16 protein-coding genes are annotated in these 21959 nt (G+C 60.1%); 11 read left to right on the forward strand and 5 right to left on the reverse strand.

The genetic code is table 11. The annotated features are described in order from the left end of the window. Positions 1 to 119: 119 nt before the first annotated feature. Positions 120 to 2069 carry a BCCT family transporter gene (locus QF010_RS11105; protein ID WP_429513144.1) on the reverse strand — a complete coding sequence of 650 codons (1950 nt, stop codon included), beginning with the start codon at positions 2067 to 2069 and terminating at the stop codon, positions 120 to 122. A gap of 379 nt (positions 2070 to 2448) precedes the next feature. On the opposite strand from QF010_RS11105, the gene betI reads away from it, so the two are divergent. From betI to yccS, 9 genes are all read left to right on the forward strand, one after another. Next, a complete protein-coding gene (gene betI, locus QF010_RS11110) occupies positions 2449 to 3042 on the forward strand; it encodes a transcriptional regulator BetI (RefSeq protein ID WP_033060362.1) in 594 nt (197 codons plus the stop codon). 108 nt (positions 3043 to 3150) lie between these two features. Then, on the forward strand, positions 3151 to 4623 hold the full coding sequence (gene betB / locus QF010_RS11115; RefSeq protein WP_046045290.1) for a betaine-aldehyde dehydrogenase: 1473 nt from the start codon (positions 3151 to 3153) through the stop codon (positions 4621 to 4623). Between the two features lie 157 nt (positions 4624 to 4780). After that, entirely contained in the window at positions 4781 to 6484 is a 1704-nt protein-coding gene (betA, locus tag QF010_RS11120) for a choline dehydrogenase (protein WP_429511713.1), read from the forward strand. A 249-nt stretch (positions 6485 to 6733) separates the two neighbouring features. Continuing rightward, positions 6734 to 8176: a TldD/PmbA family protein gene (locus tag QF010_RS11125; protein WP_429533126.1), complete on the forward strand. Its 1443-nt coding sequence runs from the start codon at positions 6734 to 6736 to the stop codon at positions 8174 to 8176. Beyond that, complete coding sequence (locus tag QF010_RS11130) at positions 8176 to 9513, forward strand: TldD/PmbA family protein (RefSeq protein ID WP_429533127.1); 1338 nt, start codon at positions 8176 to 8178, stop codon at positions 9511 to 9513. Before QF010_RS11125 ends, QF010_RS11130 begins: the two co-directional genes overlap by 1 nt. Before the next feature lie 194 nt (positions 9514 to 9707). Next, positions 9708 to 11135 carry a multidrug transporter subunit MdtD gene (mdtD, locus tag QF010_RS11135; RefSeq protein ID WP_033060371.1) on the forward strand — a complete coding sequence of 476 codons (1428 nt, stop codon included), beginning with the start codon at positions 9708 to 9710 and terminating at the stop codon, positions 11133 to 11135. A gap of 105 nt (positions 11136 to 11240) precedes the next feature. Further along, positions 11241 to 12578, forward strand: a complete 1338-nt coding sequence (gene dbpA / locus QF010_RS11140) for an ATP-dependent RNA helicase DbpA (protein WP_429533186.1) — start codon at positions 11241 to 11243, stop codon at positions 12576 to 12578. Between the two features lie 144 nt (positions 12579 to 12722). Next, a complete protein-coding gene (locus QF010_RS11145; protein WP_429533128.1) occupies positions 12723 to 13901 on the forward strand; it encodes a BaiN/RdsA family NAD(P)/FAD-dependent oxidoreductase in 1179 nt (392 codons plus the stop codon). A gap of 222 nt (positions 13902 to 14123) precedes the next feature. Continuing rightward, a complete protein-coding gene (yccS, locus tag QF010_RS11150; RefSeq protein WP_429533129.1) occupies positions 14124 to 16307 on the forward strand; it encodes a YccS family putative transporter in 2184 nt (727 codons plus the stop codon). Between the two features lie 15 nt (positions 16308 to 16322). On the opposite strand, the gene QF010_RS11155 is transcribed toward yccS, so the two are convergent. Beyond that, positions 16323 to 17060, reverse strand: coding sequence for a substrate-binding periplasmic protein (locus QF010_RS11155; protein WP_429511708.1), 738 nt, complete (start codon positions 17058 to 17060; stop codon positions 16323 to 16325). A 257-nt stretch (positions 17061 to 17317) separates the two neighbouring features. Between QF010_RS11155 and QF010_RS11160 the strand changes: the two genes are divergently transcribed. Further along, entirely contained in the window at positions 17318 to 17770 is a 453-nt protein-coding gene (locus QF010_RS11160) for a GNAT family N-acetyltransferase (RefSeq protein ID WP_033060379.1), read from the forward strand. Positions 17771 to 17880: 110 nt separating this feature from the next. Here QF010_RS11160 and QF010_RS11165 read toward each other — a convergent pair whose 3' ends face one another. Genes QF010_RS11165 through QF010_RS11175 form a run of 3 tightly spaced genes read right to left on the reverse strand, consistent with a single transcriptional unit; the run spans position 17881 to position 20869 of the window. Beyond that, on the reverse strand, positions 17881 to 18177 hold the full coding sequence (locus tag QF010_RS11165; protein WP_008033286.1) for a winged helix-turn-helix domain-containing protein: 297 nt from the start codon (positions 18175 to 18177) through the stop codon (positions 17881 to 17883). Positions 18178 to 18208: 31 nt separating this feature from the next. Next, complete coding sequence (locus QF010_RS11170) at positions 18209 to 18700, reverse strand: M48 metallopeptidase family protein (protein WP_429533187.1); 492 nt, start codon at positions 18698 to 18700, stop codon at positions 18209 to 18211. 45 nt (positions 18701 to 18745) lie between these two features. After that, positions 18746 to 20869 carry a putative bifunctional diguanylate cyclase/phosphodiesterase gene (locus tag QF010_RS11175; protein WP_429533130.1) on the reverse strand — a complete coding sequence of 708 codons (2124 nt, stop codon included), beginning with the start codon at positions 20867 to 20869 and terminating at the stop codon, positions 18746 to 18748. A gap of 323 nt (positions 20870 to 21192) precedes the next feature. Between QF010_RS11175 and QF010_RS11180 the strand changes: the two genes are divergently transcribed. Continuing rightward, complete coding sequence (locus tag QF010_RS11180) at positions 21193 to 21861, forward strand: polysaccharide lyase family 7 protein (RefSeq protein WP_033060384.1); 669 nt, start codon at positions 21193 to 21195, stop codon at positions 21859 to 21861. Positions 21862 to 21959: the final 98 nt, after the last annotated feature.

Genomic DNA, 21959 nt, shown 5'->3' on the forward strand with positions numbered 1-21959 from the left:
GTGGCGAGGGAGCTTGCTCCCGCTTGAGTGCGCAGCACTCACAATTTCTTGGGGTCGCTTCGCAACCCAGCGGGAGCAAGCTCCCTCGCCACAACAGCTTTACCGCATCACTTCTGTTCTCAGCTATAAACCCGGCCAAGGAGCTGCCGATGGCTTTCAAACTGATCGAGCACGTCACGGGTGATCTGATCCTGAGTGAAGCCCATCAAGTCGTAGTCCTGGCTGCCGTTGTGCAGGTACACCTCGGCGCGGTAGTAACGTGCGCGCGGTTCATCAGCGCTTTCGGCCGACACCGTGTCACTCGCCGCTGCCAGATAGCCGTCCAGGCTGACTTCGTAGACAAAAGGGTTGCCCTCTTCCATCTCGATCCGCAGGCCCATGCAGCGTTTCGACTTGCCCAGCAACGTCTGTACATCCAGACCCTGACCACGCAATTGCACCGCCGCATCTTCCAGCGCCGGGCTGACTTGCTTGTCCATGAAGCGCTGAACAATCGACTGATTCGGCTGCAAGTCCAGCTGCGTCAAACGCTCGCTGAAACCACGACGACCGCGGGCTGCGAGCTCCGCTTGTTCCTGTTCGATCTGCACGTCCTGGCGCATCGCCTTGTGCAGGCCAAACATGAAGAACACCAGCACCACCGAGAACGGCAGACCGGCCAGCACTACCATGGTTTGCATGGCTTCGAAGTTACCGGCGAACAGCAGGCCGATGGTCACCAGCGTGATCACCGCCGACCAGAAGATCCGCAGCCAGTGCGGGGCGTCTTCGTCGACGTTGCCGCCCTTGCACGAAAGGTTGGCCATCATCACCGCGCCGGAATCCGCCGGGGTCAGGAACAGCACGAAACCGACAAAGATCGACACGCCGATCACGATTTTCGACGCTGGGTAATGCTCAAGCAGTTGGTAGATCGCCATGGACGGCTGTTCCAGCGCCGTCTTGCCGAGTTCCACCGCCCCATGGTTCATCACCAGGTCCAGGGCCGAGTTACCGAAGATCGACAACCACGCCAGGGTGAAACCCAGTGGAATCAGCAGCACGCCGGCCACCAGTTCACGCACCGTGCGACCACGGGAGATACGCGCGATGAACATACCCACGAATGGGGCCCAGGAAATCCACCAGGCCCAGTAGAACAGGGTCCACAGGCCCAACCAGCGATCAGACTTCTCAGTGTCGCCTTCGTACACATAGAGGTCGAAGGTCTTCAGCACCACGCCGTTCAGGTAGTCGCCGATGTTTTGCACGAAGCCGTTCAGCAGGTGCAAGGTTGGGCCGAACAGCAACACAAAAATGAGCAGGCCGCTGAACAGCACGATGTTCAGGTTGGACAGACGGCGGATGCCGTTTTCCACACCCGACACAGCCGCGATGGTCGCCACGGTGCTCATTACGATGATCACGATCAGCAGGTTGGTGTTGCTGTGTTCCATGCCGAACAGGTTTTCAAGGCCCGACGACACTTGCAGCGAACCAATCCCCAGGTTCGTCACCAGACCCAGCAGGGTCACGAACATGCCAAAGCCGTCCACCGCATGACCGGCCGCGCCTTTGACCCAACGCTCGCCCACCAGCGGATACAGCGCCGAACGCAACGCCAGCGGCTGGTTATGACGGTAAGCAAAGTACGCCACGGCCAGGCCGACCAATGCGTAGATCGCCCAGCCATGCAGGCCCCAGTGCAGGAACGTCAGCTGAACGGCCTGACGGGCGGCCATGTTGCTGGCAGCCACGCCTTCCGGCGGATTGAAATAGTGGTCCAGCGGCTCGGATGCACCGAAGTACAGCAGCGAGATGCCGATACCCGACGAGAACAGCATCCCCGCCCAGGCGCCGTAGCTGAAGTCCGGGGTGTCGTCCTTGCTGCCCAGTTTGAGCTTGCCGTAGGACGAAAACGCCAGGCCGACCACGAAGACCAGGTAAGCGGCGATCACCACCATGTAGTACCAGCCGAAGCTGCGGGACAACCAGGCCTGGGCAATACCGAGCAATCTGCCGGCCTCTTGCGGGGCGATGATCAGAATGGCGGTCAACAACAGGATCAACGCGGTAGAGGTGTAGAACACCCAACCGTTGACCGTCACCTTCTCGGGTGGGGTCTTTATAAGAGAGGCAGAACTCATGGCACAGATGCTCCAGGCAGTGCGAGAGAAAAACACAAGGCAACGCGTTACCCGACCAATCGCTTAGTTGGCAGCCGACCAGCGGGTGATATAAAGACAGCCCGAAAAAAGCCCGAAGCCCGGGAGCGCCAGTGCGCATGGGTTTCGAGCGTTTTGGGATGTCGTTTTTCCGCCCACTACATGTAGGAAAAACCTGTAGGCAGCGACGAATTGTCGCAGATCTTATTCTTTGTTGATTGAACGTTCAATCAAAACAAAATAGACTGGCCTTCAATCCGATAGACGTTTCACGTCCACCGGAAGGCCTAAGGAGATGTGCAAGATGCCCAAGGTCGGTATGCAACCCATCCGCCGCCAGCAATTGATCGAAGCCACATTGCAGGCGGTCGATCAGGTCGGCATGGGGGACGCCAGCATTGCGCTGATCGCCCGTTTGGCCGGTGTCTCGAATGGCATCATCAGTCACTATTTTCAGGACAAAAACGGCCTGATTGCTGCCACGGCGCAGTACCTGATGAGTGTCCTCAGCGAGAACGTCACCGCGCGCCGTCAGGCGCTGGAGGACAGCAGCCCGCGGGCGCACCTCCAGGTGATTATCGAAGGCAACTTCGACGCCAGCCAGGTCAATGGCCCGGCAATGAAAACCTGGCTGGCCTTCTGGGCCACCAGCATGCACCACCCGTCTTTGCACAGGTTGCAGCGGATCAACGATCACCGTCTGTATTCCAACCTGTGCTGCCAGTTCCGCCGTGTATTGCCGCTCGATGACGCGCGCAGTGCAGCCCGCGGCCTGGCAGCCCTCATTGACGGTTTGTGGTTGCGCGGCGCGCTGTCGGGAGATGCTTTCGACACCGGGCAAGCGCACCAGATCGCTTACGAATACATGGATTTCCAACTGGCCAAGCAGGTGAGTTAGAGCACACAGAACCGCTCAGCACCTGAACCGCCACTGACCAGCGTTGCCCAAGCTATAAGGCACGCCCAGTGGTTACCGCCAACCCACTTATGCTCTTGCGAGGACTATATGGCCCGTTTCGAACTGCAAAAACTCTACATCGATGGCGGCTACTCCGACGCCAGCAGCGACGCCACCTTCGAAGCCATCAACCCGGCTAACGGTGAAGTCCTCGCAACCGTACAACGTGCGACCAAAGAAGACGTTGAGCGCGCCGTCGTCAGCGCCGAAAAGGGCCAGAAAATCTGGGCTGCAATGACCGCCATGGAGCGTTCGCGCATCCTGCGTCGTGCCGTCGACATCCTGCGCGAGCGCAACGATGAACTCGCCGCCCTGGAAACACTGGACACCGGCAAGTCGTTCTCCGAAACCAAGTACGTCGACATCGTCACCGGCGCTGACGTGCTGGAGTACTACGCAGGCCTGGTTCCGGCCATCGAAGGCGAGCAAATCCCGCTGCGCACCACTTCGTTCGTCTACACCCGTCGCGAGCCGCTGGGCGTCGTGGCCGGTATCGGCGCGTGGAACTACCCGATCCAGATCGCCCTGTGGAAATCCGCACCTGCCCTGGCGGCCGGTAACGCGATGATCTTCAAGCCAAGCGAAGTCACTTCCCTGACCACGCTGAAACTGGCCGAGATCTACACCGAAGCAGGCGTTCCGGCTGGCGTGTTCAACGTACTGACCGGCAGCGGCCGTGAAGTCGGCACCTGGCTGACCGAACACCCACGCATCGAAAAAATCTCCTTCACCGGCGGCACCGACACCGGCAAGAAGGTCATGGCCAGCGCTTCTGCCTCGTCGCTGAAAGACGTGACCATGGAACTGGGCGGCAAATCCCCGCTGATCATTTTCGACGACGCCGACCTCGATCGCGCTGCTGATACCGCGATGATGGCCAACTTCTACAGCTCCGGTCAGGTCTGCACCAACGGCACTCGCGTGTTCGTGCCGAGCCACCTGAAGGCTGCGTTCGAAGCCAAGATCGTTGAGCGCGTTGCGCGCATCCGCGTCGGCAACCCGGAAGACGAGAACACCAACTTCGGTCCTCTGGTCAGCTTCGCCCACATGGAAAGCGTGCTGGGCTACATCGCCAAAGGTAAGGAAGAAGGCGCTCGCGTTCTGTGCGGCGGCAGCCGTCTGACCGAAGGCGAATTCGCCAAAGGCGCATTCGTGGCACCGACCGTGTTCACTGACTGCACCGACGAGATGACCATCGTTCGCGAAGAAATCTTCGGCCCGGTGATGAGCATCCTGACTTACGAAACCGAAGAAGAAGTGATCCGTCGCGCCAACGACACCGAGTTCGGCCTGGCCGCCGGTGTCGTCACCAAGGACCTGAACCGCGCCCACCGCGTGATTCACCAACTGGAAGCCGGTATCTGCTGGATCAACGCCTGGGGCGAATCCGACGCGAAGATGCCGGTCGGTGGCTACAAGCAGTCGGGCGTGGGCCGTGAGAACGGCATCAGCTCGCTGAACAACTTCACACGCATCAAATCGGTACAGGTCGAACTGGGCGATTACGCCTCGGTGTTCTAAGCCCCGGCTGAAAACCCTGTAGCAGCTGCCGAGGCACGAGGCTGCGTTGCGCGTCCGCAGGACCGCCCTCAGAGGGCCGCTGCGCGACCCAACGCAGCCTCGTACCTCGGCAGCTGCTACAGGTGACCTGAGACCAACTTCAAAGAGGGTGCATTCAATGTCCCAAGAATTCGATTACATCATCATCGGTGCCGGCTCGGCCGGTAACACCCTGGCGACCCGTCTGACTGAAGACGAAGGCGTCACCGTCCTGCTGCTCGAAGCAGGCGGCCCGGACTACCGGATGGATTTCCGCACGCAAATGCCGGCCGCCCTGGCGTTCCCGCTGCAAGGTCGTCGCTACAACTGGGCCTACGAAACCGATCCAGAGCCACACATGGACGGTCGCCGGATGGAATGCGGTCGCGGCAAGGGCCTGGGTGGTTCTTCGCTGATCAACGGCATGTGCTACATCCGCGGCAACGCGATGGACTACGACAACTGGGCCAAACTGCCAGGTCTGGAAGACTGGGACTACCTGAACTGCCTGCCGTATTTCCGCAAGGCTGAAACCCGCGACATCGGCCCGAACGACTACCACGGTGGTGACGGTCCGGTCAGCGTGACCACGCCAAAAGCCGGCAATAACCCGCTGTTCAACGCAATGGTTGAAGCCGGCGTGCAAGCCGGTTACCCGCGTACCGAAGACCTCAACGGTTACCAGCAGGAAGGTTTCGGTCCGATGGACCGCACCGTGACGCCGAACGGCCGTCGCGCCAGCACCGCTCGCGGTTACCTGGACATCGCCAAGAAGCGCTCGACCCTGACCATCGTCACCCACGCCCTGACCGACAAGATCCTGTTCGAAGGCAAGCGTGCGGTCGGCGTGCGTTACCTGATCGGCGCCGCTGAAGAGCGCGTTGAAGCCCGCGCCCGCAAAGAAGTGCTGCTGTGCTCCGGCGCCATCGCTTCGCCGCAGATTCTGCAGCGCTCCGGCGTCGGCCCGGCCGAACTGCTGAAAAAACTCGACATCCCGGTGGTCCATGACCTGCCGGGCGTGGGTGAAAACCTGCAGGATCACCTCGAGTTGTACCTGCAATACGCGTGCACCCAACCGGTCTCGCTGTACCCGTCGCTGCTGCTGCACAACCAACCGGCCATCGGTGCCGAGTGGCTGTTCAAAGGCACCGGCATCGGCGCCAGCAACCAGTTCGAAGCCGGCGGTTTCATCCGTACCCGTCCGGAATTCGATTGGCCGAACATCCAGTACCACTTCCTCCCGGTCGCGATTAACTACAACGGCAGCAACGGTGTGAAAGAGCACGGTTTCCAGGCGCACATGGGTTCCATGCGTTCGCCGAGCCGCGGTCGCGTCCAGGCCAAGTCCAAGGATCCGCGCGAGTACCCGAGCATCCTGTTCAACTACATGGCCACCGAGCAGGACTGGCAGGAATTTCGCGACGGCATCCGCCTGACCCGTGAAATCATGCAACAGCCTGCACTGGATGCTTTCCGTGGCCGCGAAATCAGCCCGGGCATCGAGGTGCAAACCGATGAGCAGCTCGACAAGTTCATCCGTGAACACGCCGAAACCGCGTTCCACCCGTCCTGCTCGTGCAAGATGGGCACCGACGAAATGGCCGTGGTTGACGCTGAAGGTCGTGTGCACGGTATGCAGAGCCTGCGTGTGGTCGATGCCTCGATCATGCCGATCATCACCACCGGCAACCTGAACGCGCCAACGATCATGATCGCCGAGAAAATCGCCGACAAGATCCGTGGTCGCAAGCCATTGCCGCGTAGCAAGGCCGCCTACTTCGTGGCCGGCGATGCGCCGGTGCGTGGCAAGCCGTTGCGGGATGTGAGCCTGACTGCTCAGTAAGACCGTTACACCGAGGCGCGCCCTTCGCGGGCAAGCCTCGCTCCTACAGGAGAACGCGATTCCCTGTAGGAGCGAGGCTTGCCCGCGAAGACGCCCGACCAAGCACCACACCTCCCGAAGTAATCCTTTCCTACACCGATCCAAGCTTGATCCTACCCCCCGCACAGGCCTAATCTAGCGCCACGCAAACGTTTCACCCCCCCTTCGCAACACCGCTGCACCGCCACTCCATACCAAGGAGGTTCCCGAATGTTCGATTTCCACCCCCAGCTCAAGCAGCGCTTCGCTGCCTTGCGCACGGGCGCTGAATTCTTTTCGCTGCGTTACGTGCGCGAGTCCGGCCAGTACCTGTCGGTGCGCAAAAACGTCGCTGAACCTCCCAGCCTGAGCCGTGACGAAGGCGCGATGCTGACCGTTCGGGTCAACGGCGTCGAAGCCTATGCCGCGACCAACGACCTGTCGCAATCCGGCCTGCAAGCCGCGCTGGAGCGAGCCGAGCAACAAGCCCGCCGACTCAAGCCCCACGCCCTGCTCGACCTGCGCGAGCAAGCCGTCTCCAGCGATCGCGCCGATTACTTTTCGCCGAACCTGGACCAGCCCTTCCCGTCCCTGAGCGATTGCTACCAACTGCTCGGCGCCGAATCCGCGTCCGTGCCCAAGGACGAGCGACTGGTGAACTGGCAGGTGAGCATCGGCATCACTAACGTCGAGCAGATCTACCTCAACAGCGCCGGCGCCGAACTGCGCCAGGCCCAGCGTTTCGTCTACCCGAGCGTGGACGTCACCGCCTACGACGGCAATGACAGCCAGACTCGCACCCTGGGCCGCGAAAATTTCGGCCAACAAGGCGGCTTTGATGTGATCAGTCGCTGCGGCCTGGTCGGTGCCGGCTCAAAAGTCGCCGATCAGGCGCTGCAATTGCTGCTGGCGCCGAACACCCCGGAAGGTCCGCGCGACCTGCTGTTGATGCCGGACCAAATGATGCTGCAGATCCACGAATCCATCGGTCACCCGTTGGAGCTGGATCGCATCCTCGGTGACGAGCGCAATTACGCCGGCACCAGCTTCGTCAAGGCAGAAGACTTCGGCAGCCTGCAATACGGCTCGAAACTGCTGAACGTAACCTTCGACCCGGACATTCCCGAACAACTCGCCAGCTACGGGCATGACGACGACGGCACTGCGGCGAGCAAACAGTTTCTGATCAAAGAAGGTTTGCTGCTGCGCCCATTGGGCGGCGCGCTGTCGCAATTCCGTGCCGGTATGGAAGGCGTCGCCAACAGCCGCGCTTGCGGTTGGAACCGTCCGCCCATCGACCGCATGGCCAACCTGAACATCGAGCCCGGCGATCAACCGCTGGAGCAACTGATCGGCAACATCGAACACGGGATCATGATGTCGACCAATCGCTCGTGGTCCATCGACGATGCGCGCAACAAATTCCAGTTCGGTTGCGAGTGGGCTCAGTTGATCGAAAACGGCGAACTCAAAGGCGTGGTGAAGAACCCCAACTACCGGGCGATTTCCGCTCAGTTCTGGAAAAGCCTCAGCGCCGTCGGCGATGCGAACACCGTCAAGGTCCTGGGCACGCCGAACTGTGGCAAGGGCGAACCGAATCAGGTGATCCGCGTCGGCCATGCCTCGCCGGCCTGTGTGTTCAGCAACGTTGATGTGTTTGGGGGGGATGCCTGATGAGTACTTCAAAAAGTCAGGCCGATGCGTTCAAGGCCTTGGTCAATTGGCTGCGCGATGCGATTCGCGAGCCGGAACAGTTCACTCTCAGTTACGCCGCCGAATCCTCGGCCTTCGTGCGTTTCAACCACGCCAAGGTTCGTCAGGCCGGTCAGGTGCAGCAGGCAAGCGTCGGTTTCAAACTGATCAACGACGGTCGGCATGCCGACCTGAACATCACCCTTTCCGGTGATGCGCAAGTCGACGTTCAGCGTCTGGCCGAAGGTCTGCAACAGTTGCGCGAAACCTTGCCGCTGCTGCCGCAGGATCCGTACCTGCTGCTCAACCACAACGGCTGGCAGAGCAAGAACGTTCAGGCGCATCCGCTACCAGAGACCGAGCAGGTGGTCGCTGAAATAACCCAGGCGGCCGAAGGGCTGGACCTGGTCGGTTTCTACGCCGCCGGCCCGATCAGTCGCGGCTTTGCCAGTTCTTCGGGCGCGTTCGGCTGGCATCAGGCCAACAGCTTCAACTTCGATTTCAGCCTGTTCCATGACAACGGTCAGGCGGTGAAAGCCAGTTACGCCGGGCACGACTGGAACAGCGAAGGGTTTGCCAAGCGCTTTGCGCAGGCGCGCGAGCAGTTGGCGTTTCTCGGCAGACCGCAACACACCCTCGCGCCCGGTCAGTACCGCGCCTATCTGGCGCCGGCAGCCCTGGGAGAAATCATGGACATGCTGGGCTGGGGCGGTTTCTCGGCGCAGTCGATTGCCAGCAAAAACAGTCCGCTGCAGAAGCTTTACGCGGGCGACAGTGCGTTCAGTCCGTTGGTGTCGGTCGATGAAAAGGTCAGCGGTTCGTTGAGCCCGGCATTCTCCGGCGAAGGTTATCCGCGCGGCGATCTGGGGTTGATCGTCGACGGCAAGGCCGGCGCGCAGATGGTCAGCTCACGCAGTGCGGCCGAGTACGGCCTGACCGCCAACGGCGCCAGCGGCGGTGAAATGCCGAGCGCAGTGAACATGGCCGCCGGCACGTTGCCAGATGCAGAGATTCTCAAGCAACTGGGCACGGGCCTGTACATCAGCAACCTCTGGTACCTGAACTACTCGGACCAACCGGCGGCACGCCTGACCGGCATGACGCGGTTTGCGACCTTCTGGGTCGAGAACGGCGAGATTCAGGCGCCGGTGAGCACCATGCGGTTTGATGACAGTGCCTACAGTTTGCTGGGATCGCAGCTGGAAGCGTTGACCGAGGAGCGAGAGTTGTTGCTGTCGGCCAGTACCTACAGCCAGCGGGCTACGGCGTCGGCGTTGTTGCCAGGTGCGTTAGTCAGCCGACTAACCCTTACGTTGTAAACACAAAACCCTGTGGCGAGGGAGCTTGCTCCCGCTGGGCTGCGAAGCAGCCCCAAACCGGTATATGCGGTTTACCAGTTAAACCGCATTCTCAGGATTTACGACTGCTTCGCAGCCGAGCGGGAGCAAGCTCCCTCGCCACAGAGTCAGTGCCAGCCTTGACCTTGCATTAATTTCAACCCACAAGAGGTCCCATGCCCAACCGCCCGCCTCTCGACGCTGTCACCGCCCGTTGGGTGCCGTGGGTCGTCGCCATCGCGTTCTTCATGCAATCCCTCGACGGGACCATCCTCAACACCGCCCTGCCCGCCATGGCCCGCGACCTGGCCGAAGACCCGCTGCGCATGCAGGGCGTGATCATCGCCTACATGCTCACCGTCGCCTTGCTGATCCCCGCCTCGGGCTGGATTGCCGACCGTTTCGGCACCAAGAAAATCTTCTTCAGCGCGATCCTGCTATTCAGCCTCGGCTCATTGCTCTGCGCACTGTCGAGCACCCTGAGCATGTTGAATGGCGCGCGGGTGATTCAGGGCCTGGGCGGTGCGCTGATGTTGCCGGTCGGACGGTTGGTGGTACTGCGTGCCTACCCGCGCTCGGATCTGGTGCGGATCATGGGTTTCATCACCATTCCCGGCCTGCTCGGCCCGTTGATCGGCCCGACCATGGGCGGTTGGATGGTGGAATACCTGACGTGGCACTGGATCTTCCTGATCAACCTGCCGGTGGGCGCTGTCGGTTGTTACGCGGTGTGGAAATTCATCCCCGACCTGCGCGGCACCGAACGCACCCGCTTCGATAGCCTGGGCTTTTTACTGTTCGGCGCGGCGATGGTGCTGATCACCATCGCCATGGAAGGCCTCGGCGAATTGCACCTGCCGCACTTGCGCGTGATGTTGCTGCTGTTCGCCGGCATGGCGTGTCTGGCGGCGTATTGGTTGCGGGCCGGGCACATCGAAAATCCGCTGTTCGCACCGTCGTTGTTCAAGACCCGGACGTTTGCCGTGGGCATCCTCGGCAACCTGTTCGCCCGACTGGGCAGCGGCGCCCTACCGTTTCTCGTGCCGTTACTGTTGCAAGTGGCGCTGGGTTACTCGCCGTCCCAGGCCGGGATGAGCATGCTGCCGTTGGCGGCGGCAGCGATGGTCGCCAAATCGGTGGCGCGACCGCTGATCGAGCGTCTGGGCTATCGCATTGTGCTGACCGGCAACACCTTGGCGCTGGGGTTGATGCTGGCCAGCATGGGGCTGGTCAGCGAACAAACGCCGTACTGGCTGCTGTTGGTGATGCTGTCGATTCTGGGGGCGATCAACTCGTTGCAGTTCACCGCGATGAACACCGTAACCCTGATCGACCTCGACGATGCCAGCGCCAGTAGCGGCAATAGCTTGCTGTCGGTGGTCGCGCAATTGTCCCTGAGCCTGGGTGTTGCGTGTGCCGGTGCGCTGCTCGGCGGCTTCACGGCGGAGATCGGCAACGACGGCGTGGACACCGTTCTGGGCGCGTTCCAGCTGACTTTTGTGACGGTCGGGATCATGGCGATGCTCGCTGCAACCATCTTCTCCCAGCTCTCAAAGGAAGACGGACGGCGCGTCAAGCGTCCGGAAGAACACATAGAGCCTTAGGGCGAATGGCCACCGGGCTGGTACACTGCGCGACATTTTGTTTTGCAGGCCAGTCCCGTGACCACCATCGCCACCGCTTTTAATACTTTGCCGCTGTCCGCCGCCATGCTGGCTAACCTCGACTCCCTCGGTTATGCCCAGATGACGCCGATCCAGGCGCAAAGCTTGCCGGTGATCCTCAAGGGGATGGACCTGATCGCCCAGGCCAAGACCGGCAGCGGCAAGACCGCCGCCTTCGGTATCGGCCTGCTGAACCCGATCAATCCGCGCTTCTTCGGTTGCCAGGCACTGGTCATTTGCCCGACTCGCGAGCTGGCCGACCAGGTCGCCAAGGAACTCCGTCGTTTGGCCCGCGCTGAAGACAACATCAAGATCCTGACCCTGTGCGGCGGTGTGGCTTTCGGCCCGCAGATCGGCTCTTTGGAGCATGGCGCGCACATCATCGTCGGCACCCCGGGCCGTATTCAGCAGCATCTGCGCAAGGGTTCGCTGATTCTCCATGGCCTGAACACACTGATCCTCGACGAAGCCGACCGCATGCTCGACATGGGTTTCTACGATTCCATCGAAGAAATCATCGCCCAGTGCCCGGAGCGTCGCCAGACCCTGCTGTTCTCCGCCACCTATCCGACGGGCATCAAGCAACTGGCTGCGAAGTTCATGCGCAACCCGCAGATCGTCAAGGCCGAGGCGTTCCACGACGACACGCAGATCGAGCAGCGCTTCTACGAGATTTCCCCGGAAGAGCGCATGGACGCCGTGGTCAAAGTCCTCGCGCATCACCGTCCGGCCTCCTGTGTCGCCTTCTGCTTCACCAAGCAGCAGGTTCAGGAAACCGTTGATCACCTGACCTCCAAAGGCATCTCCGCCGTCGGCCTGCATGGCGATCTGGAACAGCGTGACCGCGACCAGGTATTGGCCATGTTCGCCAACCGCAGTACCTCGGTACTGGTCGCCACCGACGTCGCCGCTCGCGGTCTGGACATCGATGCGCTGGACATGGTGATCAACGTCGAACTGGCCCGTGATTCGGAAATCCACATCCACCGTGTCGGCCGTACCGGTCGTGCTGGTGAGAAAGGGATTGCGATCAGCCTGGTCGCACCGTCCGAAGCGCACCGCGCCCAAGCCATCGAGCTACTGCAGAAGTCGCCGTTGAGCTGGGACCAGCTGGATAACCTCAAATCCCAGGGCGGCACACCGCTGCTGCCGGTGATGAGCACGCTGGTCATCGGCGCTGGCCGTAAAGACAAGGTGCGTCCGGGCGACATTCTTGGCGCACTGACGGGCGATGCCGGTATTCCCGGCGCTCAGGTCGGCAAGATCGCGATTTTCGACTTCCAGGCCTATGTGGCTGTGGAACGCGGGATCGCCAAGCAAGCCTTGCAGCGTCTGAATGACGGCAAGATCAAAGGCCGTTCGCTGCGCGTTCGTATCCTGTAAAACCGCCACCGCCCCTGTAGGAGCGAGGCTTGCCCGCGAAAAACGATTACACGGTGAATCAGATAGACCAAGTTATCGTTCTTCGCGGGCAAGCCTCGCTCCTACAGGTGGCGGGTCAGCTTTGAGATTTGTGAGGACACCGTTTTGCGCTCTACCGAAGTCGTGATCATTGGCGCTGGCGCCGCAGGTTTGATGTGTGCGCTGACCGCCGCCGGGCGCGGGCGCAAGGTGATGTTGCTCGACCATGCGAACAAGGCCGGCAAGAAAATCCTGATGTCGGGCGGTGGACGCTGTAATTTCACCAACATGTACACCGAACCGGGCAATTTCCTCTCGCAGAACGAGCACTTCTGCAAATCCGCCCTGGCGCGCTACACCCAGTGGGATTTCATCGGCATGGTCGCCAAACACGGCGTGCCGTACCACGAGAAGAAACTCGGCCAGCTGTTCTGCGATAACAAATCCAGCGACATCCTTGAAATGCTGCTCAACGAGTGCGATCAGGTCGGCGTCAGCCTGCACCTGGACACCTCGATCCAGCACCTCGAGAAAATGGAAAGCGGCTACCTGCTGCAAACCACCCTCGATCAGATCACCTGCGAATCGTTAGTGATCGCCACTGGCGGCTTGTCGATCCCGACGCTGGGTGCGACCGGTTTCGGTTATCAGGTGGCCAAGCAGTTCGGTCACGACTTGCTGCCGACCCGCGCCGGGCTGGTGCCGTTCACCATCACCGATCAGCTCAAGGAGCTTTGCACCGAACTGTCCGGTACGTCGGTGGATTGCCTGGTGAGCTGCAATGAGCAGAGTTTCCGCGAGAACATCCTGTTCACCCACCGCGGCCTCAGTGGTCCGGCGATTTTGCAGATTTCATCGTTCTGGGAATCCGGCGACACGGTAGAGATCAACCTGATGCCGGACCATGACGTGCCGACCTGGCTGCAACAGCAGCAAGCCGAACGTCCGAACAGCGAGCTGAAAACCCTGTTGGGGGAAATCTTCACCAAGAAGATGGCCAACCTGCTGGCAGACAACTGGTTCGTCTCCAAACCGATGAAGCAATACACCCACGCCGAAATTGCCGACATCGCCGAAAAACTGGCGAGCTGGAAAGTGGTTCCGGCCGGCACTGAAGGCTATCGCACCGCTGAAGTGACCTTGGGCGGCGTCGATACCAACGAGGTGTCATCCAAGACCATGGAATCGCTGAAAAGCCCAGGGCTGTATTTCATCGGCGAAGTGCTCGACGTGACTGGGCATCTGGGTGGTTTCAACTTCCAGTGGGCCTGGGCCTCGGGTTACGCTGCCGCGCAATTCGTCTGAAGCAACACAAAACCCATGTAGGAGTGAGCCTGCTCGCGATAGCGGTGTAACAGTCGATAGAGATGTTGAATGTAACGCCCTCATCGCGAGCAGGCTCACTCCTACATTGATCATGTGTGATAACAGGGAACAGATTTTGCTGTCAGATGTGATCGGCGCCATTGCGTCGACGTCATTACTGGCTCAATTTAGCGTCATTGCCTCGGAAGGCCCTCGCACTTCATGTCATCGACCCCCTTAAGTCAGTCTCTGCGTCGCCTCTGGGCGCTGGATAAATTCAGCTACAGCGTGCGGGTGTTCATCGCCCTGACCGGCAGCATGGCGCTGTGTTGGTACAAGGATGAAATGGGGCTGCTGATCCCGCTGTTCCTCGGGATCATCGCCAGCGCCCTGGCCGAGACCGACGACAGTTGGCAGGGCCGCCTTAACGCACTGGCCGTGACGCTGGTGTGTTTCAGCGTCGCCGCCCTCTCCGTCGAACTGCTCTTCCCCTATCCCGTCGTTTTTGTCATCGCCCTGGCCCTGGCCAGTTTCGGCCTGACCATGCTCGGCGCCTTGGGTGAACGCTACGGCGCGATTGCGTCGGCGACGTTGATTCTGTCGGTCTACACCATGATCGGCGTGGACCAGCGCGGCGGTGCAGTCACCGATTTCTGGCACGAGCCGGTGCTGCTGGTGGCCGGTGCGGCGTGGTACGGTTTGCTCTCGGTGCTGTGGCAGGCGATGTTTTCCAATCAGCCGGTGCAGCAAAGCCTGGCGCGGTTGTTCCGTGAACTGGGTTTTTACCTGAAGCTGAAATCGTCGCTGTTCGAGCCGATCCGGCAGATGGACGTGGAAGCGCGTCGACTGGAACTGGCGCAGCAAAACGGCCGTGTCGTGGCCGCACTGAACGCCGCCAAGGAAATCATCCTGCACCGGGTCGGCAACGGTCGGCCGGGCTCGAAACTCAGCCGTTACCTGAAGCTGTACTTCCTCGCTCAGGACATCCACGAGCGGGCCAGTTCCTCGCACTACCCTTACAACGCCCTGGCCGATGCCTTCTTTCACAGCGACGTGATGTTCCGCTGTCAGCGCCTGCTGCGTCAGCAAGGCAAAGCCTGCCGGGCGCTGGCCGAGTCGATCCAGATGCGCCAGCCGTTCATCTATGACGCGAGCTTCGCCGAAGCCCTGAGCGACCTGCACGCCTCCCTCGAACACCTGCGCATTCAGAGCAACCCGGCGTGGCGCGGATTGTTGCGGTCGTTGCGGGCACTGGCGGCCAACCTTGGCACCCTCGATCGTTTGCTCAGCGACGCCAGCAACCCCGACGCCCTGGCCGACGCTACCGACAGCAGCCTGCTCGACCGTTCGCCCCGTAGCCTCAAGGATGTGTGGATTCGGTTACGCACGCAGCTGACGCCGACCTCGTTATTGTTCCGTCACGCACTGCGTTTGCCCCTGGCCCTGAGCATCGGCTACGGGATGGTGCATTTGATCCACCCGTCCCAGGGTTACTGGATCATCCTCACCACGCTGTTTGTCTGCCAGCCAAACTACGGCGCCACCCGCCGCAAACTCGGCCAGCGGATTATCGGCACTGCCATCGGCCTGACCGTGGCCTGGGCGTTGTTCGATCTGTTTCCGAATCCCTTGGTCCAGTCGTGCTTCGCGATCGCCGCCGGGGTGGTGTTCTTTATCTACCGCACCACCCGCTACACCTTGGCAACGGCCGCGATCACTTTGATGGTGCTGTTCTGCTTCAACCAGGTCGGGGATGGTTACGGGCTGTTCCTGCCGCGGTTGTTCGATACCTTGCTGGGCAGCCTGATCGCCGGGCTGGCGGTGTTCCTGTTCCTGCCGGACTGGCAGGGCCGACGCCTGAACAAAGTGCTGGCCAACACCCTCACGTGCAACAGCATTTACCTGCGCCAGATCATGCAGCAATACGCCGCCGGCAAAAGCGACGACCTCGCGTATCGCCTGGCCCGACGCAATGCGCACAACGCTGACGCCGCACTGTCGACGACGCTCGCCAACATGCTGATGGAGCCGGGGCATTTCCGTAAGGAAGCAGATGTCGGGTTCCGCTTCCTGGTGCTGTCGCACACCTTGCTCAGCTATTTGTCCGGACTGGGCGCACACCGGGAAACCCAGCTACCGCCCGACGTGCGCGAGCATTTGATCGACGGTGCCGGGGTGAAACTGGCCGCCAGCATCGATGAGATTGCCCAAGGCCTGTCGAGCAAACAGCCGATTGCGATTCAAAGCGATGAAGAAGAGGCACTGGCCAATACGCTTGAACAGATGCCGGACGAAATCGATGAAGGCCAACGGCTGGTGCAGACACAGTTGGCGTTGATCTGCCGTCAGCTTGGGCCATTGCGCACGTTGGCAGCGCACCTCATCAAGGAAACGAGTGAGGATTGAGCGTGGGACCGACGCTCACATCCCGTGTTGTTTTATCAACCGCTGATAACTCCCATCCACTTTCATTGCCGCGATCTCGCGGTCAAAACCGGCGACGATCTGTTCATGCCCGGGGTTCTTCAGGCTGACCAGGATGTGCAGGCTGTTCTCGCTCAATGGCTTGGGCAAAAACTCCACGGCATTGCGCACTTTGGTTGATTCCCGGGCCAGGAAGTAACGCGCGACGTATTCGTCTTCCAGCGTCAATTTGACCCGGTCGGCGGCGACCATGCGCACCGCCATGGAGAAGCTGTGCACCGGCACTTTCTGCAGTGAGACGTCGTCATCGAACTCCGACGAATAGGCGTAACCGCGCACTACCGCTATCGGGTAGGTATGCAGTTGTTGCAGGTTGTTGTATTCGATCGGTGTGTCTTTGCGCTTGAGAAAGCGCACCCGGTTGAGCAGGTATTCGCCGGAAAACTGGCCAAGTTTCGTACGATCATCGGTGTACCAGGCGTTGACCAACACGTCGTATCGACCCTCGCCAACCCCCAGCAAGGCCCGCGCCCAAGGCACTTGTTCAAAGTCACTGGCATAACCGGCCCGGGCCAGTGCTGTGCTGACGATGTCCGTGGCCAACCCACCGTTGACCAACGTGGCATCGGTAAAGGGCGGCCAGGCATCGGCTACCAATCGCAGCTTTTCCGCTGCCGCACTTTGAGTCAGCAACAGCAACCCAATCAAAGCAAAGGCTCGATGCAATCGCGGCATGCTAGAAAATCCTTAGCGGGCGGGACGCCCGACGTGTTTTCAGCCAAAACTCCAAGGCCCCCGTACTGCCAAACCCAGGTACTAACACTAGCTCATCGAAGCCAACGCACAGCGCTTCATCTCAGATTACACAAACAAGACAAGGCCGCGCGAAATGAATGATGGCATTTTGGCCTTTGTCACAGATTTCTATGCAATAAAGACATCTTTCGCTTGGGCGCTTAGTATCGGAGCGACGATGTTCAAGGAGCGTGAAGATGACAATCGATTGGGTCTGCAAACACCACAGCGATCTGGGCAAAGAGCAGCTGTACGCCATTCTGCAGCTGCGCGTAGAGGTGTTTGTCGTTGAGCAGAAATGTGCCTATCAGGACGTCGATGGCCAGGACCTGGAAGGTGACACCTGCCATTTGATGGCTTGGGACGGGGATCGGCTGGTGGCGTACCTGCGGTTGCTCGACCCGGAGTTACAGGGTGGCGACGTGGTCATCGGGCGGGTGATCATTGCCCCTCAAGCGCGCGGTGCAGGGCTTGGGCATGAGTTGATGGCACAGGCGTTGAAACAGGCTGAAAAGCGCTGGCCCGAAGTACCGATCTATCTCTCGGCCCAGGCGCATTTGCAGGGGTATTACGGGCGGTATGGGTTTGTGGTGGCGGGTGAGGAATTTCTCGAGGATGACATTCCGCATATCGGGATGCGTCGTCCCTGAAGGCCCTATCGCGAGCAAGCTCGCTCCCACAGGGATCACCTCAATCCTGTGGGAGCGAGCTTGCTCCGGGCGGCGATCCGACGATGGCGTCAGCTCAGTCAGCGCAGGAACTAGGGATACTCCAGCACCGCTTTGATCTGCCGAAGATTGCGCTCGATCCACCCCCGATCAATCGCCCCCCACTCGCGAATCCGATAACGCCCGGCATGATTGCGCGCCCCCTCTTCCTGCTCGAACTCGCAAACAATGTCCAGATCCGCCAACGCGGCGATGGTGTCCTGCGCCGTGCGCCGGGGCATGCCGGTGACGTCGGTCAACGCCGGGACGCTACTGGCCAGCCCGCTATCGATCAGGTACGCCACGTACAACCGACGATAGAAGCTGCTCTTGGTCTTGCTTACATCCATCTAAACACTCCCGGCTGCGATATTTTGATCTCTATTGCATGTCCCGCCACGTCAGGTAAACCCGCACATCGAACTCCACCTGGTGATACCCCGGCAACATGTGTTCGCACAGCTTGTAGAACGCCTTGTTGTGATCCGACTCTTTGAAGTGCGCCAGTTCATGCACCACGATCATTTTCAGAAACTCGGCCGGCGCCTCCTTGAACAATGAAGCCACACGAATTTCTTTCTTGGCTTTGAGCTTGCCGCCCTGCACCCGGGATATCGCGGTGTGCAATCCGAGGGCGCGGTGGGTCAGGTCCAGGCGGTTGTCGAACAACACCTTGTCGATGGCCGGGGCGTTACGCAGATATTCCTGCTTGAGGTCCAGCGTATAGGTGTACAACGCCTTGTCGCTCTGTACCCGGTGTTTTTCCGGGTAACGCTGGCTCAGGTAGTTGCCCAGCCGACCGTCGGCGATCAGCTGGCGCACTTGGTCCTGCAGTGCTGCAGGATAGGCCTGGAGGTATTTCAACGCGGTCATTGGGGCGGCAACACGATTCACGAAAAGGTCGCCAGTGTAGCGAATTCAGGCGGTCAGCGTGTTCCAGTCGAATGGCCGCACAAAGTCGCCGACGTCCTCGGCCATCATCGGCCGTGCGACCAGAAACCCTTGCACGTACTCGCAACCATTGGCTTTCAGCCACCGATATTGCGCAACAGTTTCAACCCCTTCGGCAATCACCAGCATCCCGTACTCCTTGCACAGCTCGATCACATTGCGCACCAGCGCCGCATCGCGTGAGGACTCCGGAAGTCGGGCAATCAAATGCCGGTCGAATTTGAGCGTATCCAACTCCAGATCACGCAGATGAGACAGCGAACACAGCCCGGAACCAAAGTCATCCAGGGCCACCCGCACCCCCAGGTTACGCAGCAGGCGCAGCTGTTTGCGGGTTTCCTCGGCGTTTTGCATCAAGGCCTCTTCGGTGACCTCGACTTCCAGATGGCCCGCCTGCAAACCATGGCGCTCCAGCACCTGGCGCAACTCGGTGACCAGATTGGGCATGCCGAACTGCGTGCTGCTCAAACTGACGCCCAACACCAGGTCGTCGGCAAACAAGGTTTCCCAGGCTTTTCGCTGGCTCGCCCCTTGTTGATAGATCCAGCTGCCCAGGTGACTGATCAACCGCGCCTCTTCCAGCAATGGCAAAAACAGCCCCGGCGGTACATCGCCGACGCTCGGGTGCTGCCAGCGGATCAGCGCTTCGAACCCGCGAATCTGCCCGCTGGCAATGGCCACCTGAGGTTGATACACCAAATTGAAATCACGGTTGTCGATCGCCGCGCGCACACTTTCTTCGAGCATCAGTCGCGAGCGTGCCCGGCCATTCATTTCGTGATCGTAGAAACGATATTGCTGACGGCCGGCGCGCTTGGCTTCGTACATGGCGATGTCAGATGCGCGCAATAAACCGTCAAGATTGGAGCCGCAATCCGGGTACGTCGCAATGCCGATGCTGGCGCCCAACGCGATATCCAGACCATCGATCTGCTGACAGATCGACACCCGCTCAATCAGCTTCTCGGCAATCTTCGCCGCTTGCTCGGGGAATTCAAGATCCAGCAAAGCGGTGAACTCATCACCGCCCATGCGCGCCAGAATGTCGAAGGGCCGCAGACAGGCCTTCAACTGCTCGGACACCCAACGCAGCGCCCGATCGCCGGCATCGTGACCGAGGGAATCGTTGACCCGTTTGAAGCCGTCGAGATCCAGATACAGCAGCACCCAGGCGCTGTCGGAGCGGTCGCCACGCAACAGCAGGTTTTCCGCCGTCTGGTAAAAACCGCGACGATTGAGCAGACCGGTCAAGGGGTCAGTGACCGCCTGGAACTCCAGTTGCTGATGCAGATGGCGCACCACCGACATGTCCAGCACCGTCACCACCATCGCATGTTGTTCGCTGGGCAACGGTGCGCAAGACAGTGCCACGGGCACCTGCTGGCCGGGCGCCGTACGCAGCAATGCATCGTGCAGGCGCAGGATTTCGCCGCGTTTGTAACCGGCGAACAACTCAGAGTCGGCCCAGACCGGGATGTGCGGCTTTTGCAGGAAATCGAGGAACTCTTTGCCTTGCAGGTCTTGCAGCGTGGCATTGAGCAGCCGCGACATCGCCGGATTGGCAAAGCGGATCAGACCGTCCTCACCGACCACCAGGATGCCTTCGGCGGCATTGTCGAGCACCGAAGCATTGAACGCGCGTGCGACCTCCAGATCGTGGCTCAGGCGCTGCAACGCACGGCGATTGCGCTGATGCTCGAGCAGCGCCTGGACTTTGGGCTTGAGAATTTGCGGGTCGAACGGTTTGAACAGGTAATCCACCGCACCACTGGCATAGCCCTTGATGACGGCGTCCTGGGATTGTTCGTTGGCGGTAAGGAAAATGATCGGCGTGAGGCGGGTTCGTTGGCTGCCGCGCATCAGGCGTGCCACTTCAAAACCGTCCATGCCCGGCATCTGCACATCCAGCAGCACCAGGTCGATATCGTGTTCGAGTAACAGACTGAGCGCCTCGAAGCCCGAGGCGGCGGTCATGACCTGCCAGTCCTCGCGCTGCAACAACGCCCGCATGCTGATCAGGTTTTCAGGATAATCATCGACGATTAAAAGGATTGAGTTGCCTTCAGCTGGCGTGGGTTGCGCGCATTCCATGCTGCTTCTCTTATGCGGGACGTCAGGCCGGTTTCTCGTGAAAACCGGACAAATACTAAGCCTTCACTCTAGACCGGGTTCCGCAAAAGCAGAAGCTATCAGTACGCCATCATTTAACCAAAGCGTTCATTTGCCGACTAACGGTCAGCGCCACAGCCCCCTAAAACCGGGAAAGATGGCCTTTTAACAGGATTTTGACGTCACCCGTTTGTCATTTACGCATTAACAAATTGAACTTCTACGATTATAAGGACTACCCCCAAGGCGCGCGCCAGAGCTTCTGGAACGTGCGTGCAATAAAAAAACCGTGGAAGCTTTTGTCTATGATTGATCTCGCAACCTGGAACCTCAGCGTTCCCGTCGGCAATCCGCCGTACACCGTTGAAACGTCAAAACTGGTGGATGGCTTCAAGGATCAATACTTCCACTCCAACACCGGCACCTTGTTTTTCTGGACCCCGGTCACCGGCTCCACAACTGAAAACGCAAAGTATCCCCGCACCGAACTTCGCGAAACCTACAGCAATGGCACCCTGAAAAACTGGCTCTACCCGGACGCCGACAACACCCTGCGCGCTACCCTGGCGGTGAACCAGGTACCGAGTTCGGGGAAGATCGTCATCGGCCAGATCCACGCCTATGAAAGCCAGAAGCCCCTGGTGAAGCTCGAGTATCAGTACTCGACCAGTACGAAGTCAGGCATCCTCGTCGCCAAGGTGCGTATGCGCCCGGATGACAGTGAAGCGCGGATCATCACTATCGCCACCGGGGTGAAACTGGATCGAGAGTTTTCCTACCTCATCCACCTGAGCCCCAGGGGGGCATTGGGCATTAGCGCTGCAGGCTACCAATGGGACACCGACATCAGTAAGACCTGGAGCGTCAAGCCGCTGTACTTCAAGGCCGGTGTTTATGTGCAGGACCACACCGGGTACACCAGCGAAGGCGGGCAAGTGACGTTCAGCAAGCTGGATATTGATCATGATAAGTAGCCCCCTCGCCACAATGACCGTGCGCGCTCCTACACCGCGGTTGCAGCCACCAAAGTCACCGCTTATAGCCAAGAGTCAGTAGTCAATTTTCAGGCATT

Source organism: Pseudomonas silensiensis, assembly GCF_050434865.1.
GTDB lineage: Bacteria > Pseudomonadota > Gammaproteobacteria > Pseudomonadales > Pseudomonadaceae > Aquipseudomonas > Aquipseudomonas fluorescens_W.

What these genes read in the sequence shown, in the direction of transcription:
- betB (WP_046045290.1), top strand. Translation starts at nt 3,151, where the DNA reads ATGGCCCGTTTCGAACTGCAAAAACTCTACATCGATGGCGGCTACTCC.
- betA (WP_429511713.1), top strand. Translation starts at nt 4,781, where the DNA reads ATGTCCCAAGAATTCGATTACATCATCATCGGTGCCGGCTCGGCCGGT.
- QF010_RS11160 (WP_033060379.1), top strand. Translation starts at nt 17,318, where the DNA reads ATGACAATCGATTGGGTCTGCAAACACCACAGCGATCTGGGCAAAGAG.
- QF010_RS11170 (WP_429533187.1), bottom strand. Translation starts at nt 18,700, where the DNA reads ATGACCGCGTTGAAATACCTCCAGGCCTATCCTGCAGCACTGCAGGAC.
- mdtD (WP_033060371.1), top strand. Translation starts at nt 9,708, where the DNA reads ATGCCCAACCGCCCGCCTCTCGACGCTGTCACCGCCCGTTGGGTGCCG.
- betI (WP_033060362.1), top strand. Translation starts at nt 2,449, where the DNA reads ATGCCCAAGGTCGGTATGCAACCCATCCGCCGCCAGCAATTGATCGAA.
- QF010_RS11175 (WP_429533130.1), bottom strand. Translation starts at nt 20,869, where the DNA reads ATGGAATGCGCGCAACCCACGCCAGCTGAAGGCAACTCAATCCTTTTA.
- dbpA (WP_429533186.1), top strand. Translation starts at nt 11,241, where the DNA reads ATGCTGGCTAACCTCGACTCCCTCGGTTATGCCCAGATGACGCCGATC.
- QF010_RS11165 (WP_008033286.1), bottom strand. Translation starts at nt 18,177, where the DNA reads ATGGATGTAAGCAAGACCAAGAGCAGCTTCTATCGTCGGTTGTACGTG.
- QF010_RS11130 (WP_429533127.1), top strand. Translation starts at nt 8,176, where the DNA reads ATGAGTACTTCAAAAAGTCAGGCCGATGCGTTCAAGGCCTTGGTCAAT.
- yccS (WP_429533129.1), top strand. Translation starts at nt 14,124, where the DNA reads ATGTCATCGACCCCCTTAAGTCAGTCTCTGCGTCGCCTCTGGGCGCTG.
- QF010_RS11155 (WP_429511708.1), bottom strand. Translation starts at nt 17,060, where the DNA reads ATGCCGCGATTGCATCGAGCCTTTGCTTTGATTGGGTTGCTGTTGCTG.
- QF010_RS11125 (WP_429533126.1), top strand. Translation starts at nt 6,734, where the DNA reads ATGTTCGATTTCCACCCCCAGCTCAAGCAGCGCTTCGCTGCCTTGCGC.
- QF010_RS11180 (WP_033060384.1), top strand. Translation starts at nt 21,193, where the DNA reads ATGATTGATCTCGCAACCTGGAACCTCAGCGTTCCCGTCGGCAATCCG.